The sequence below is a fragment of the Streptomyces sp. NPDC056948 genome (assembly GCF_042674225.1).
In the GTDB taxonomy this organism is placed as follows: domain Bacteria; phylum Actinomycetota; class Actinomycetes; order Streptomycetales; family Streptomycetaceae; genus Streptomyces; species Streptomyces purpurascens.
The window spans coordinates 1-11,754 of record NZ_JBHUQX010000304.1 but is presented as its reverse complement, the minus strand read 5'-3'; the positions used below and the strand labels follow the sequence as shown (position 1 = coordinate 11,754).

Sequence of the window (11,754 nt, the reverse complement as noted above, 5' to 3'; positions counted from 1 at the left end):
GACAAACTAATGACTGGTGCCTTGTCCCGCCAAAGCCCCACCAGCGCTCCTCTCACTTCCCCCCCGACCCGGCCGCCCTTCAGGGAAATTGCGGGCGCTTATCTTTCTCTCTGCAAACCGCGCATAGTTGAGCTCTTGCTGGTCTCGGCCGTTCCTACTCTTTTCATGGCGAGCCGCGGATTCCCCTCGCTCGCCGACTTCCTCGTCGTTGTCGTCGGCGGGACCTGCGCGGGCGCCAGTGCCGGTGCGTTCAACTGCTTCATCGACCGTGACATCGACCAGTTGATGGCGAGAACCATGAACCGCCCACTGGCCCGCCACCAGATCGGACCGCGCGCGGCGCTGGTGTTCGGGACCTGTCTCGGTGTGGTGTCCGTCGGACTGTTCCTCGCCCTCTCCCACGTGCTGGCCGCGGCCCTCACCCTCTGCGCGATCGGCTATTACGCGCTGGTCTACAGTCTGCTGCTGAAGAGGCGGACACCGCAGAGCACGCTGTGGGGTGGCCTGTGCGGATCCGCCCCCGTACTGATCGCCTGGGCGACCGTCACGGGGTCCGTCTCGTGGACCGCGTTGTGCCTCTTCCTGGTCGTCTTCTTCTGGCAGCCGCCGCACTTCTGGGCACTCGCCATCAAATACCAGGACGACTACGCCAGGGCCAGCATTCCCGTGCTGCCGGTAGTGGCCTCCACCAGGCGGGTCCTGGCCGAAAGCATCGTGCACAGCTGGCTCATGGTGTTCTCGTCCGTCGCCGTATGGCCACTCGCCCCCACCACACCCTTTTACGGCGTGGTGTCGATCGCCCTGGGTGGAGCTTTTCTCATCAAGGTGCACAGCATTCACCGGGCCGCGCGACAAGACCGCAACCCGCAGACCATGGGGCTTTTCCACGGATCCATCGTCTACCTCACGCTGCTTTTCGCTTCGCTGGCCGTCGACGCGGTGATCCGCTCCTACGGATCGTGATCAGGAAGATGCGGCCTTGTTGAGCTTCACCGGGAGACCGCTGACGCCCGTGATGAAGTTCGATTCGATGCGCCGTATCTCACCCCGGATCTCCACCGAGTCGACCCGCTCGCGCATGACGCGGAGCATGGTGCGCAGTTCCAGCCGGGCGAGGACCGCCCCGATGCAGAAGTGCAGGCCGTGGCCGAACGTGAGGTGCCGGTTCGGGGAGCGCCCGATGTCGAAGTGGTCGGGCTCCGGGAACACCCGCTCGTCGCGGTTGGCCGAGACGCTCCACACGGTCACCACATCGCCCGCCCGTATCACTTCGCCGTGCAGGGTCACATCGGACAGGGCGGTCCGCCCGATGTGCGAGGCCGGCGAGGTCCACCGGAGGATCTCCTCGACCGCCGGGTCGACCAGGCCGGGGTCCGCGCGCAGCCGCTGCCATTGTTCCGGGTTCTCCATCAGCGCGAGCAGTCCCCCGCTCATGGCGAGCCGCGCGGTCTCGTCCCCGCCGACGATGAGGTTGTAGCAGTTGAGCAGTACCTCCTCCTTGGTGAGCCGGCGCCCGTCGACCTCGCTGGTGGCCAGGAGGCTGACCATGTCGCTGCCCGGCGCGCCGCCGCGTACGGCCGCCAGGTTGGCGTAGTACTGCAGGATCCGGCTGCGGGCCACGCGGATCTCGATGTCGGGCTCTTCGGCCCCGTTGGACAGCATCGCCTGGTTCGTCAGTTCCAGGACGCGGGGCCGGTCCTGCGGCGGCACCCCGAGGAGTTCGCAGATCGCCGTCAAGGGGATCTGCGCCGCGACATCATGCGCGAAGTCGCAGGCGCCGCGCTCCAGTGCCGCGCCGACCAAGTCACGCGTCGTGGTCTCGATGATGTCCTTGACGAGGTCGAGCACCCGGGGTCCGATACCCGAGAGCATCAGCCGCCGCAGACCCGCGTGCCACCGGCCGTCCGACACGGCGACCATCCGCCCGGCCCCGGTGTCGCCCCCGTGCAGCAAGGTTCCCAGCATGTTTCCGCGAGCGACCGTGAAGCTCTTGTGGTCCTTGAGCACGCTCAGCACGTCGTCATACCGGGTGACGACCCAGAACCCCGGAACGTCTCCGCGCGGACGGTGCCACCACACGGGAGCCTCCTGCCTCAGTCGCTTCCAGAGAGGTCCCAGATCAGCCGTCGCATGCAGCTTCAGATCCAGCAGGTCCAGTTCGTCGAGGTCCTGGATATCGACGGCCTTCAAAGCGAGCACGAGAATTCCCCTCTGATCACGCGGGCTCACCTGGCCGGCCCCGCACGCCTTACGCATCGTGCTCGTTCGACGTCTTTTCACGCCAGGGCAGCGATGCACCGCCGCCGTATGCGGGTGCGGGACTCCCGTGGATCCATCGCCTGAGAGAGGATCGCCCGGGCGTCGCCGCCCTGGGCGCCGCGACGGCTTCGCGGAGAAACAGCAAAGGAGATGACGAATGAGCAGCAAATGGGTTTCCCGGATCGGTTCCTCGCGACCGGAGCGGCCCCTTCTCGTGCTCTTTCCCCACGCCGGCAGCGGACCGTCGGTCTATCAGCGCTGGCGTAGCGTGGCCCCGTTGGAGGTCGAGATTCTGGCGGTGCGTCTTCCCGGCCGGGAGACACGCATCCGTGAGGCCCTGATTCCGGACCTCGGCACACTGGTGGCTCAGACCGCGGACGGACTCGCCGAGATTCTGCACGGCCGCCGCTTCGCTTTCTTCGGGCACAGCGTGGGCGCCCTCGTCGCCTACGAACTGGCCCTGCTCCGCCGTCGGCAAGGCCTTCCCGGGCCGGTCTGCCTCGGGGTCTCCGGATACCCGTCGCCGCAGGTCCGCATACCGGACCCGCTGCACGAGGAGCCGGACGACACGCTGCTCGGATTTCTGCTGGAGCGGCGCTACGTTCCGCAGACCCTGCTCGCCCAGCAGGGCTTCCTGGAGATGTTCCTGCCCATTCTCAGGGCCGACTTCGCGCTGGCCGGGGGCTATCGGCTGCGCGACGAGCGCCGTCTGTCGTGTCCCATCCACGCCTTCGCGGCCGATGCGGATCCCTTCGCCGCTCCGCATGAGCTGGAGGGTTGGGCCGAGCTCACCGAATCGGAGTTCTCGCTGGATCTGTTCCCCGGTGACCACTTCTATCTCTTCGACAGCGGGTCCGCGATCCTCCAGAAAGTCACCAAGCCTTTGCTTTGACAAGGGTTGTGTCCCGTCGACGGGACACGTCTTCCCGCGCGCCGGGCAGCGCACCTGACCATTCCTTGAGTCTGCTCACGCCCCGGAGCTACGGTGGCGCGGCCCCGGCGTGAGATAAATCGAAGGAGCGATCGCTGTGAATAGAGTTGCTCGGTTCGTTGGGATACCCGCAGGACGACGAACCAAGTGGCTTGTTCTCGTGGCCTGGTTATTCCTACTCGTTCTCGTGGGGTCCCAGGGCAGTAAGATGTTCACACTGCAGAAGAACAGCAGCATCAGCGCCCTGCCGGACTCCGCGGAATCCGTCACAGCCGATCTGAAATATCAAAGCTTCCCGCAGAGCGGGAAATTGTCCGCGCTCGTCGTCTATCAACGCCCGTCCTCCCTGACCGGCGCCGACCGGGCCCGGATCGACCGCGACCGCCGAGCGGTCGAACAAAAGATCACCGAGGGGGCCGAGGTACACGAGGCCGGCTTCGCCCGAGACGGCCGGACTGCCGTCGTCCAGGTGGACCTTCCCGTGCCCGGCACCGAGCTGAGCTTCGAGGAGACGGCGGACGTCGGTGACTCCGTGCGGGCCATCCAGCGTCTGGTCGGCCGGGGCGACGGCGGGCTGGACGTGGCCGTGACAGGTCAGGCGGGCTACACGACAGCCAACGCCGACATCATGCGCGACGTCAATACCACGCTGTTCCTCCTCACGCTGCTGGTTCTCCTGGTCATCCTGGTCGTCACCCATCGCAGCCCCCTGCTGTGGGCGGTGACCCTGGCCGTCGCGGCCTTCGCCCTTGCGGTCGCCGAGGGCACGGTCTACCTGCTCGGCAAGGCGACCGGACTGACCTACACCACGCTGTCACAAGGGCTGCTCACCGTGCTCGCGCTGTGCGGCTCGGTCCTGTACGGCCTGCTGCTCCTCGCCCGGTACCGGGAGGAGTTGCGCACGCACGCCGACCGGCACGAGGCGATGCGCGCCGCGCTTGCCCGGACCGGCGGGGCCGTCGTCACGAGCGTCGTCGCGGTCGTCGCCGGCCTGCTGAGCCTGGCGGCGGCGGATCTGGAGACGACGCGCGGGCTCGGGCCGGTCAGTGCGGTGGCCGTGGTGTGCGCGCTGGCCACGTCGATGACTCTGCTGCCCGCCGCCCTGCTCGTGTTCGGGCGCTGGATCTTCTGGCCCCGCGTACCCCGGCACGGAACCACGGTGGAGCCGGAATCGCGCTTCTGGGGCCGCGTCTCCCGGCGCGTCGGCCGGCGGCCCCGCCTGGTCTGGGCGGCGGCGACCGCAGTGCTCGGCGCGTTGTCGCTGGGACTGCTCGCCTCGCACACCGGTCTCAGCGCGAACGAAACCTTCGCCCATGAGCCCCAGGCCGTCGCCGGTCAGCGGATGCTGGCCCGGGGATTCTCCGCGGGCACCACGTCTCCGGTGATCGTCATCGCGCGGTCCGGTGCCGCGGAGCGGACCCTGGCGGCGGTGCGCGACAGCGAAGGCCTGGCGCAGCCCAGACGGGTCGCGCAGGCGGACGACCTGACCCTGATCACCGCGGTGCCGACCTCTGCCCCGGCCGGCCGGGCGGCCCTGGAGAACGTGCAGCGCCTGCGGGACACCCTGCATGACGTGCCCGGCGCGGACGCCCTGGTCGGCGGCCAGGACGCCATCGCGCTCGACCGGCAGGACGCCGAGTCCCGGGACCGCACGGTCGTCATCCCGCTGCTGCTGCTCGTCCTTGCGCTGACGCTCGGCCTGCTGCTGCGGTCCGTCGTCGCCCCTCTGGTGCTGGTCGCGAGCGTGGTCCTCACCTATGCGGCGGCGCTTGGCCTGTCGGTGGCCACCCACCGGCCCGTCTTCGGCTTCGCCGGCCAGGACGGAACGCTCGCGCTGCACTCCCTGGCCTATCTGATGACGTTCGCCGTCGGCCACGGCGTCTTCCTGCTGAGACGCATACAGGAGGAGCGCGCCCGCCTCGGCACGGAGGCCGGTGTGCACCGCGCGGTCGCCGTCACGGCCCCCGCGCTCACCGGTGCCGCGCTGGTCGTCGCCGCCACGTTCGCCGCGCTGGCACTCCTGCCGCTGGTCGGCGTCACGGAGATCGCCGTCGTCGTGGCGCTCGGCGTGCTGCTGGACGCGTTCGTGGTGCGGCCGGTGCTGATGCCGGCCCTGCTGCTGGACCTCGGGGACCGGGTGGGGTGGCCGCATGCGCTGCCCGCGGGACTCTCCCCGGGCGCGGCCGCCGGGTCCGCCGAGCCCGCGCCCTCCCGGACCGGTGCGGTGGCGGGAGGCCGGGATGTCTGAGGCCCGGCTGGTGCGTTCCGGGCCCGAGCGGCCGACCGCCCCGGTGGTGGTCTGCTTCCCGCACGCCGGCGGTGGCGCGTCCGTGTTCCGGCGCTGGGCCCGTGTCCTGCCCGACGGACTGGAGTTGATGACCGTTCAGCTCCCGGGCCGTGAGGACCGGGCCGGGGAGCCCTTCCTCACCGGCTTCGACGCGCTGCTGGAGGCGACCGCCGGGGCAGTGGAGGCGGCCGTGGCCGGCCGGCCGTACGCCTTCTTCGGGCACAGTGCCGGCTCGCTGCTCGCCTTCGCCCTGGCCCGGCGGGCGCACCGCCTGGCCCGGCCGCTGCCCGCCGCGCTGGCCGTCTCCTCGTTCCCGCCGCCGCACACCCTGCGGCCGCTCGCTCTCGACGGTGTTCCGGACAAGGCGATTCTGGATTTCCTCGACGGGCTCTCCTACGCTTTTTCGAACGGCCCCGAAGCTCAGCCCGACCTGATCAAGGATCTCCTGCCGGTGCTGCGCGCGGACTTCGCGGCCGTCAGCAGCTACAGGCATTCCGAGGAAGCTCCCCTGGAATGTCCGTTGCACATCTTCGGCGGCACGTCCGACCGCTTCGTCAGGCCGGCCGAGTTGGAGCGGTGGCGCGACTACGCGCAGCGTGAATTCTCCCTGCACATGATGCGCGGCGGCCATTTCCATATCCATCAGAACGCCGCCGGAATCCTGAACATTCTGGCGGCTCATCTCATCCAGCATCCCATCACCCAGGAGGCCTGACCGGCATGCCCGAAACCGAGGCGATACGTTCCATTGGTGTGGTCGGCGGAGGGAGTGCCGGGTATCTGGCGGCGCTGACCCTCCGAGCCCATCTTCCGGACACCGAGATCAGCTTGCTGGAGTCTTCGAGCATCCCGGTCATCGGGGTCGGCGAGGCTACCACGTCCGAATTCCCGCCCTTCCTCTTCAAGGTGCTGGGATTCGACATCGAGGACTTCTTCCGGAAGGTCATGCCGACGTACAAGCTCGGCATCCGCTTCAACTGGGGCGGCACGGACGAGGACCACTACTTCAACTACCCGTTCGACACCGGCACGGCCGCCGAGTCCCAGGAGTACGACGGGAACATCCTGCGCTCCACGCTCGGGTCCGTGCTCATGTCGGAGCACCGTCATCCCGTCGTCCGATCCGGGTCCCAGCCGCCGTTCTCGCTGGAGACGCTCTACCCGTTCGGCTACCACATCGACAACAAGCGGTTCCTGGCCTATCTGCGCGAGACGGCGCTGGCCAGGGACATCAAACACGTCGACTGCACCATCACCGACGTCGAGCAGGGCGCCGGCGGGCTCGTCACCTCCGTCGTCGACACAGAGGGGCACCACCACCGGTTCGACTTCTTCATCGACTGCACCGGCTTCAAGTCGATGCTCCTGGAGAAGACGATGGGCTCCTCGTTCCTGTCGTACGGCTCCACCCTGCTGACCGACAGCGCCCTGTTCGGTACGGCCGCGCACGACGGGACGATCAAGCCGTACACCCGCGCGCAGACCATGGACAACGGCTGGGCCTGGACCATCCCCATGCGGGACGAGGACCATCTGGGCTACGTCTTCTCCTCGGACTTCGTGTCGGACGAGGACGCCGAGGCGGAGTTCCGCCGTGTGTACCCCGGTCTCGGCCCGGTGCGCAAGGTGCGGTTCCGCTCCGGCCGGCACGACGAGTTCGTCAAGGGCAATGTCGCGGCCATCGGCAATTCCTACGGATTCGTCGAACCGCTGGAGTCCACCGGCCTGTTCGTCATCTGCCGCCAGTCGCTGCTGCTTTCCATGGCGCTGGCGGAGGGTGCGGGCCGGCTGACCTCGAAGACCACCGACGCGGTGAACGGGGCCATCGCGGACACCTGGGACTTCATTCGCGGCTTCCTGTCCGTCCACTACCGCTTCAACACCCGCCGGGACACCGAATTCTGGCGGGCCTGCCGCAGCCGTACCGACTACTCCGCGGTCGAGCATCTGGTGGCCCGGTTCGGTGAACTGGGCGCCCTCACCTATTCGACATCCGATCTGAGTGTCGGCGGAACCATCAATTTCGGCGCTTTCGGACACGACGTCCTGCTCTTCGGCCAGCAGGTGCCGCACGCGGCAACCGGGGCCCGCGAGAGCCGGGCAGCCTACGAAAGGCGTGCCGACGGCTATGAACAGCTGGCCAAGGACTCCCTCACCCAGGCCGACGCCCTGCGTTTCCTGGAAGAGCACCCCGAAATCCTGCGTGAGCCCACCGTCAATGAATCCTCATGGATGGCGAAATTCATGGGCTCCGTGATCGACATCTGCGAGGAAGCCCTGCGCACGGGGCATTCCAAGGACACCACCATGGCGGAAAGGAATCAGCAGTCATGACCCTCCCCGAGGACGCCGCACCGGACGGCCGCCTGCTGCACGAGTTGGTGACCGCCCAGGCCGCGGCCACTCCCGACGCCGTCGCGGTGGAAGCGGGCGACGACCGCGTGACCTACGCGGAACTCGACGCCCGCGCCGACCAGTTGGCATGGGTGCTCCGCGAGCGGGGTGTCGGTCCCGACGCGCTGGTCGGTGTCTGCCTGCGGCGCGGCATCGAGCTCGTCGTGTCCTACCTCGCGGTGCTCAAGGCCGGCGGCGCCTACCTGGCCCTGGATCCCGCCGACCCCGGCGAGCGGCTGGCCTACACGATCGAGAACGCCGGCGCCGGCGTGGTCCTCTCCGAGCCGGGCATCGCCTCCGACTGGCCGCAGAACGCCGCGGCCCGCGTCCTGGACGTGCGGGAGGCGGAGAAGGAGGCTGCCGCCACCGTGCGGCAGGGCCCGCCGCCCGCCGAACTGACCGGCGAGCACTGCGCGTACGTCATCTACACCTCCGGCTCCACCGGCCGGCCCAAGGGCGTGCTCGTCCCGCACCAGGGCATCGTCAACCTGTCGCGGTGGAACGTCCGCACACACGGGATCACCGGCGACGACCGGTACGCGCTGCTCGCCCGGGTCGCCTTCGACGCCATCTGCTGGGAGACCTGGGGCGCCCTGGCCGGGGGCGCGACGCTGGTCGCCGCGCCGGAGACGGTCAAGCAGGACCCCGACGCGACTCTCGCCTGGCTCGGCGAGCAGCGCATCACGGTGGCGTTCCTGCCGCCGCTGCTCGCGGAGCGCCTCTACGACAGCCCGTACGCGCAGCAGGTGAAACTGCGCGTCCTGCTGACCGGCTCCGACCGGTTGGCCCAGCACCCGCCGGCCGGGGTCTCCTTCGCGGTGTACAACCACTACGGGCCGACCGAGTACAGCGTCATCGGCGCCGCCGGCCCGGTCCCCGCGGGCGCCGAGGGCGCACCTGTCCTCGGCACGCCGATCGACGGCACCCAGGTGTACGTCCTGGACGACGAGGGCGAGCGGGTGGCGGCCGGCCGGACCGGCGAGATCCACCTCAGCGGCGTCGGACTGGCCCGCGGCTATCTGAACCGGGCCGCACTGACCGCCGAGAAGTTCCTTCCGAACCCCTTCTCCTCCGTCCCGGGCGCCCGCATGTACGCCACCGGCGACCTCGGGCACTGGAACCCGGACGGCACCCTGTCGTTCGAGGGGCGTGCAGACCGCCAGGTGAAGATCCGCGGCTACCGTGTCGAGTGCGGCGAGGTCGAGACGCGGCTGCTGGCCCACTCGTTCATCCGTGAGACGGCCGTCGTGGCCGGCCGGGATTCCAGCGGGGCCGCGCGGCTCGTCGCGTACATCGTGTCCCCGCCCGGGCACGAGCCCACCGAGGGAGAGCTCCGCGACCACCTCGGCGCCACACTGCCGGACTGGATGATCCCCTCGGTCTACCACCCGCTCCCCAGCCTCCCGAAGAACGCCAACGGCAAGGTCGACCACGGCCGGCTGCCCGACCCGCACACCGAACGGCCGGACACGGGAACGGAGTTCGTGGGCGCGCGCAACCCTCGAGAGGAGACCATCGCGCGGATCTGGGCCGAGGTGCTGAATCTCGACACGGTCGGCGTGTACGACAACTTCTTCGACCTGGGCGGTCACTCGCTGCTGGCCACCGAGATCGTCGAGCAGATCGCGACCGAACTCGACGTCGATCTCGACGTCCGGGCCATCTTCGACTACCCGACGATCGCCGAACTCTCCACGAGCCTCACCTGAGGGAGCGCCATGACCCTGATCATCGATGTCGACAGCCACTTCCAGGAACCCCCGGACTGGCTGGTGGATGCGGACGAGAAGCTGGCGGCGCGCATCGAACCGAGCTGGTACTTCCGGACGTCGACGCAGGACCTGTTCTCGTTCTTCTCGGACGCGGCGCCCGCCGATCGCCTCGCCGTGGACGCGGAACGGCTCACCGCTTCCATCCAGCAGTCGCAGGGATTCTTCGCCGGCTTCAGCACCCTCAAGGAGGCCGCCGCGGCGGCGAACGAGAGCCGGTTCCGCGGGATGGCGTACCCCTTCGGCGGCTATCTCTCCGACGAGCGGCTCGCCTGGATGGACCAGAACGAGATCCACGCGCAGATCATCAACCCCGCGTCGGCTCTGGTCACCGTCGACCGGGTGGCGGAGTACCTGGAGCCGGAGGACGTCCCGCGGGCCATCCGGGCCTACAACGACTGGGCGGCCGGGGTCGTCAGCGGGCACACCGACCGGCTGCTCACCACCACACTGCTGTGGTGGGAGAACGTGGAGTGGTGCGTGGCGGAGTTGCGGCGCACCAGGGAACTGGGCGCCCGGGCCTTCCTGATCCCGGGCCGCCCGCCCGCCGGAAAGTCGGTCGCGCACGAGGACTACGAGCCGATCTGGGCGGCCGCCCACGAACTCGGCATGCTCGGCGTGCTGCACTTCGGCTTCCTCGGCGGGCCCCAGGTGGCGCCGGGCTGGTACGAGACGGGCCGTGGGGAGCTGAAGGACGTCGGGTATGTGCTGGCCTCCATCTCGGCCGCGACCCCGCAGATGGTGTCGGCGTCGCTAATCGCGGCGGGCGTCTTCGAGCGCTACCCCAACTTCCACCTGACGCTCCAGGAGTACCAGTCGACCGGATGGGCGCCGGACTGGGTCCGGGCGCTGGACTACCTGCTGACGCTTCCGGTGCTGCGGAACATCACCGGCCGCTGGTCGCTGCCGCTGAAGCCGAGCGAGTACTTCAGGCGGCAGGTCCTGGTGGTGGCGCAGCCCGGTGACCGGGTCCAGCGGGCCATCGAGGAGCTGGACGACTGTGTGGTCTTCTCCTCCGACTTCCCGCACCCCGAAGGGTCGTCGACACCCACCGCCGACTTCCGAAAGCTGCTGTCGCAGGAGCCGGTGGACAAGGCCAAGGAGGAGCGGTTCTTCGGCGGGAGGATGCACGACATCCTGTCGAGGACGGCATGAAGCTCCGGTTCGGAATCCAGTTCGTCGGGGCGAGGACACGGGACGAGTGGGTCGAGGCGGCCCGTCGGGCCGAGGGTCTCGGCTTCTCCACCCTCGTGCTGCCCGACCACTTCGGTGGCGGGCAGCTCGCCCCCATGCCGGCGCTCATGGCGGCGGCCGACGCCACGTCCACGCTGCGTCTTGGCACGCTCGTGCTGTGCAACGACTTCCGGCATCCGGTCATGCTGGCGCAGGAGGCGGCGACGCTGGACCTGCTCAGCGACGGGCGGCTGGAACTCGGCGTGGGCGCGGGCTGGATGCGCGAGGAGTACGAGGCCGTGGACCTGCCCTTCGACCCGGCCGGGACGCGGGTGGAGCGGCTGGAGGAGTCCGTGCGGATCCTGCGGAGCGTGCTGGACGAGGGCCGGGTGGACTTCGCCGGGAAGCACTACCGCGTATCGGGGTTCGAGGGGGCGCCTGAGCCTGCGCAGGAGAAGGTGCCTCTGCTGGTGGGCGGCGGTTCGCCGCGGATTCTGCGGATGGCCGGCCGCCATGCCGACATCGTCGGCGTGCACCACAACCTGCGTGCGGGCGAGGCTCAGGTGCACGACATCACGCTGGAGGAGACGGAACGGAAGCTGGCGTGGGTGCGCGAGGGCGCCGGTGACCGGTTCCCGGAGCTCGAACTCCAGGTAGGGGTGGGCATCTTCTGGGTCACGCCCCGCCCGCACACCGTGCTGGACGGTCTGAGCCGGCGGCTGGGCATGCCGCCCGAGACACTGGCCACGCTGCCCAACGTGCTGGTCGGCAGCGTGTCCGAGATGGCCGACAAGATCCTCGGACTGCGCGAACGGTTCGGGATCAGCTACGTGGTGATCCAGGGCCGTGACATGGAAGCCGCGGCACCCCTGGTCAGCACCCTGTCCGGCTGCTGAGGGCCCGGCCGGGCCCGGTCGCCACGGCGGGCGCAGCCGAAACAC

General features: G+C 69.2%; 9 protein-coding genes. 8 read left to right on the top strand and 1 reads right to left on the bottom strand.

What is annotated here, in order from left to right:
* Nucleotides 1-9 precede the first annotated feature (9 nt).
* A complete protein-coding gene (locus ACFTZL_RS31370; protein ID WP_382589452.1) occupies nt 10-963 on the top strand; it encodes a heme o synthase in 954 nt (317 codons plus the stop codon).
* Here ACFTZL_RS31370 and ACFTZL_RS31365 read toward each other — a convergent pair whose 3' ends face one another.
* A complete protein-coding gene (locus ACFTZL_RS31365; protein ID WP_382589449.1) occupies nt 964-2,199 on the bottom strand; it encodes a cytochrome P450 in 1,236 nt (411 codons plus the stop codon). It lies immediately after the preceding gene.
* Nucleotides 2,200-2,416: 217 nt separating this feature from the next.
* Between ACFTZL_RS31365 and ACFTZL_RS31360 the strand changes: the two genes are divergently transcribed.
* The 7 genes from ACFTZL_RS31360 to ACFTZL_RS31330 all read left to right on the top strand — a co-directional run bounded on the left by ACFTZL_RS31360 (nt 2,417) and on the right by ACFTZL_RS31330 (nt 11,709).
* On the top strand, nt 2,417-3,151 hold the full coding sequence (locus ACFTZL_RS31360) for a thioesterase II family protein (RefSeq protein ID WP_382589446.1): 735 nt from the start codon (nt 2,417-2,419) through the stop codon (nt 3,149-3,151).
* A 247-nt stretch (nt 3,152-3,398) separates the two neighbouring features.
* Nucleotides 3,399-5,438: an MMPL family transporter gene (locus ACFTZL_RS31355; RefSeq protein ID WP_382589443.1), complete on the top strand. Its 2,040-nt coding sequence runs from the start codon at nt 3,399-3,401 to the stop codon at nt 5,436-5,438.
* On the top strand, nt 5,431-6,192 hold the full coding sequence (locus ACFTZL_RS31350; RefSeq protein ID WP_382589440.1) for a thioesterase II family protein: 762 nt from the start codon (nt 5,431-5,433) through the stop codon (nt 6,190-6,192). Before ACFTZL_RS31355 ends, ACFTZL_RS31350 begins: the two co-directional genes overlap by 8 nt.
* Before the next feature lie 5 nt (nt 6,193-6,197).
* Nucleotides 6,198-7,811, top strand: coding sequence for a tryptophan halogenase family protein (locus tag ACFTZL_RS31345; protein WP_382589436.1), 1,614 nt, complete (start codon nt 6,198-6,200; stop codon nt 7,809-7,811).
* Entirely contained in the window at nt 7,808-9,580 is a 1,773-nt protein-coding gene (locus ACFTZL_RS31340) for an amino acid adenylation domain-containing protein (protein ID WP_382589433.1), read from the top strand. Before ACFTZL_RS31345 ends, ACFTZL_RS31340 begins: the two co-directional genes overlap by 4 nt.
* 9 nt (nt 9,581-9,589) lie before the next feature.
* The gene (locus ACFTZL_RS31335; RefSeq protein ID WP_382589430.1) at nt 9,590-10,795 is read left to right on the top strand and encodes an amidohydrolase family protein; all 1,206 of its coding nucleotides are present in this window, start codon (nt 9,590-9,592) and stop codon (nt 10,793-10,795) included.
* Nucleotides 10,792-11,709 (top strand): TIGR03621 family F420-dependent LLM class oxidoreductase, encoded by a 918-nt coding sequence (locus tag ACFTZL_RS31330; protein ID WP_382589427.1) that lies wholly within the window; start codon nt 10,792-10,794, stop codon nt 11,707-11,709. Before ACFTZL_RS31335 ends, ACFTZL_RS31330 begins: the two co-directional genes overlap by 4 nt.
* Nucleotides 11,710-11,754 lie beyond the last annotated feature (45 nt).

What these genes read in the sequence shown, in the direction of transcription:
- ACFTZL_RS31355 (WP_382589443.1), top strand. Translation starts at nt 3,399, where the DNA reads ATGTTCACACTGCAGAAGAACAGCAGCATCAGCGCCCTGCCGGACTCC.
- ACFTZL_RS31360 (WP_382589446.1), top strand. Translation starts at nt 2,417, where the DNA reads ATGAGCAGCAAATGGGTTTCCCGGATCGGTTCCTCGCGACCGGAGCGG.
- ACFTZL_RS31335 (WP_382589430.1), top strand. Translation starts at nt 9,590, where the DNA reads ATGACCCTGATCATCGATGTCGACAGCCACTTCCAGGAACCCCCGGAC.
- ACFTZL_RS31340 (WP_382589433.1), top strand. Translation starts at nt 7,808, where the DNA reads ATGACCCTCCCCGAGGACGCCGCACCGGACGGCCGCCTGCTGCACGAG.
- ACFTZL_RS31370 (WP_382589452.1), top strand. Translation starts at nt 10, where the DNA reads ATGACTGGTGCCTTGTCCCGCCAAAGCCCCACCAGCGCTCCTCTCACT.
- ACFTZL_RS31345 (WP_382589436.1), top strand. Translation starts at nt 6,198, where the DNA reads ATGCCCGAAACCGAGGCGATACGTTCCATTGGTGTGGTCGGCGGAGGG.
- ACFTZL_RS31350 (WP_382589440.1), top strand. Translation starts at nt 5,431, where the DNA reads ATGTCTGAGGCCCGGCTGGTGCGTTCCGGGCCCGAGCGGCCGACCGCC.
- ACFTZL_RS31330 (WP_382589427.1), top strand. Translation starts at nt 10,792, where the DNA reads ATGAAGCTCCGGTTCGGAATCCAGTTCGTCGGGGCGAGGACACGGGAC.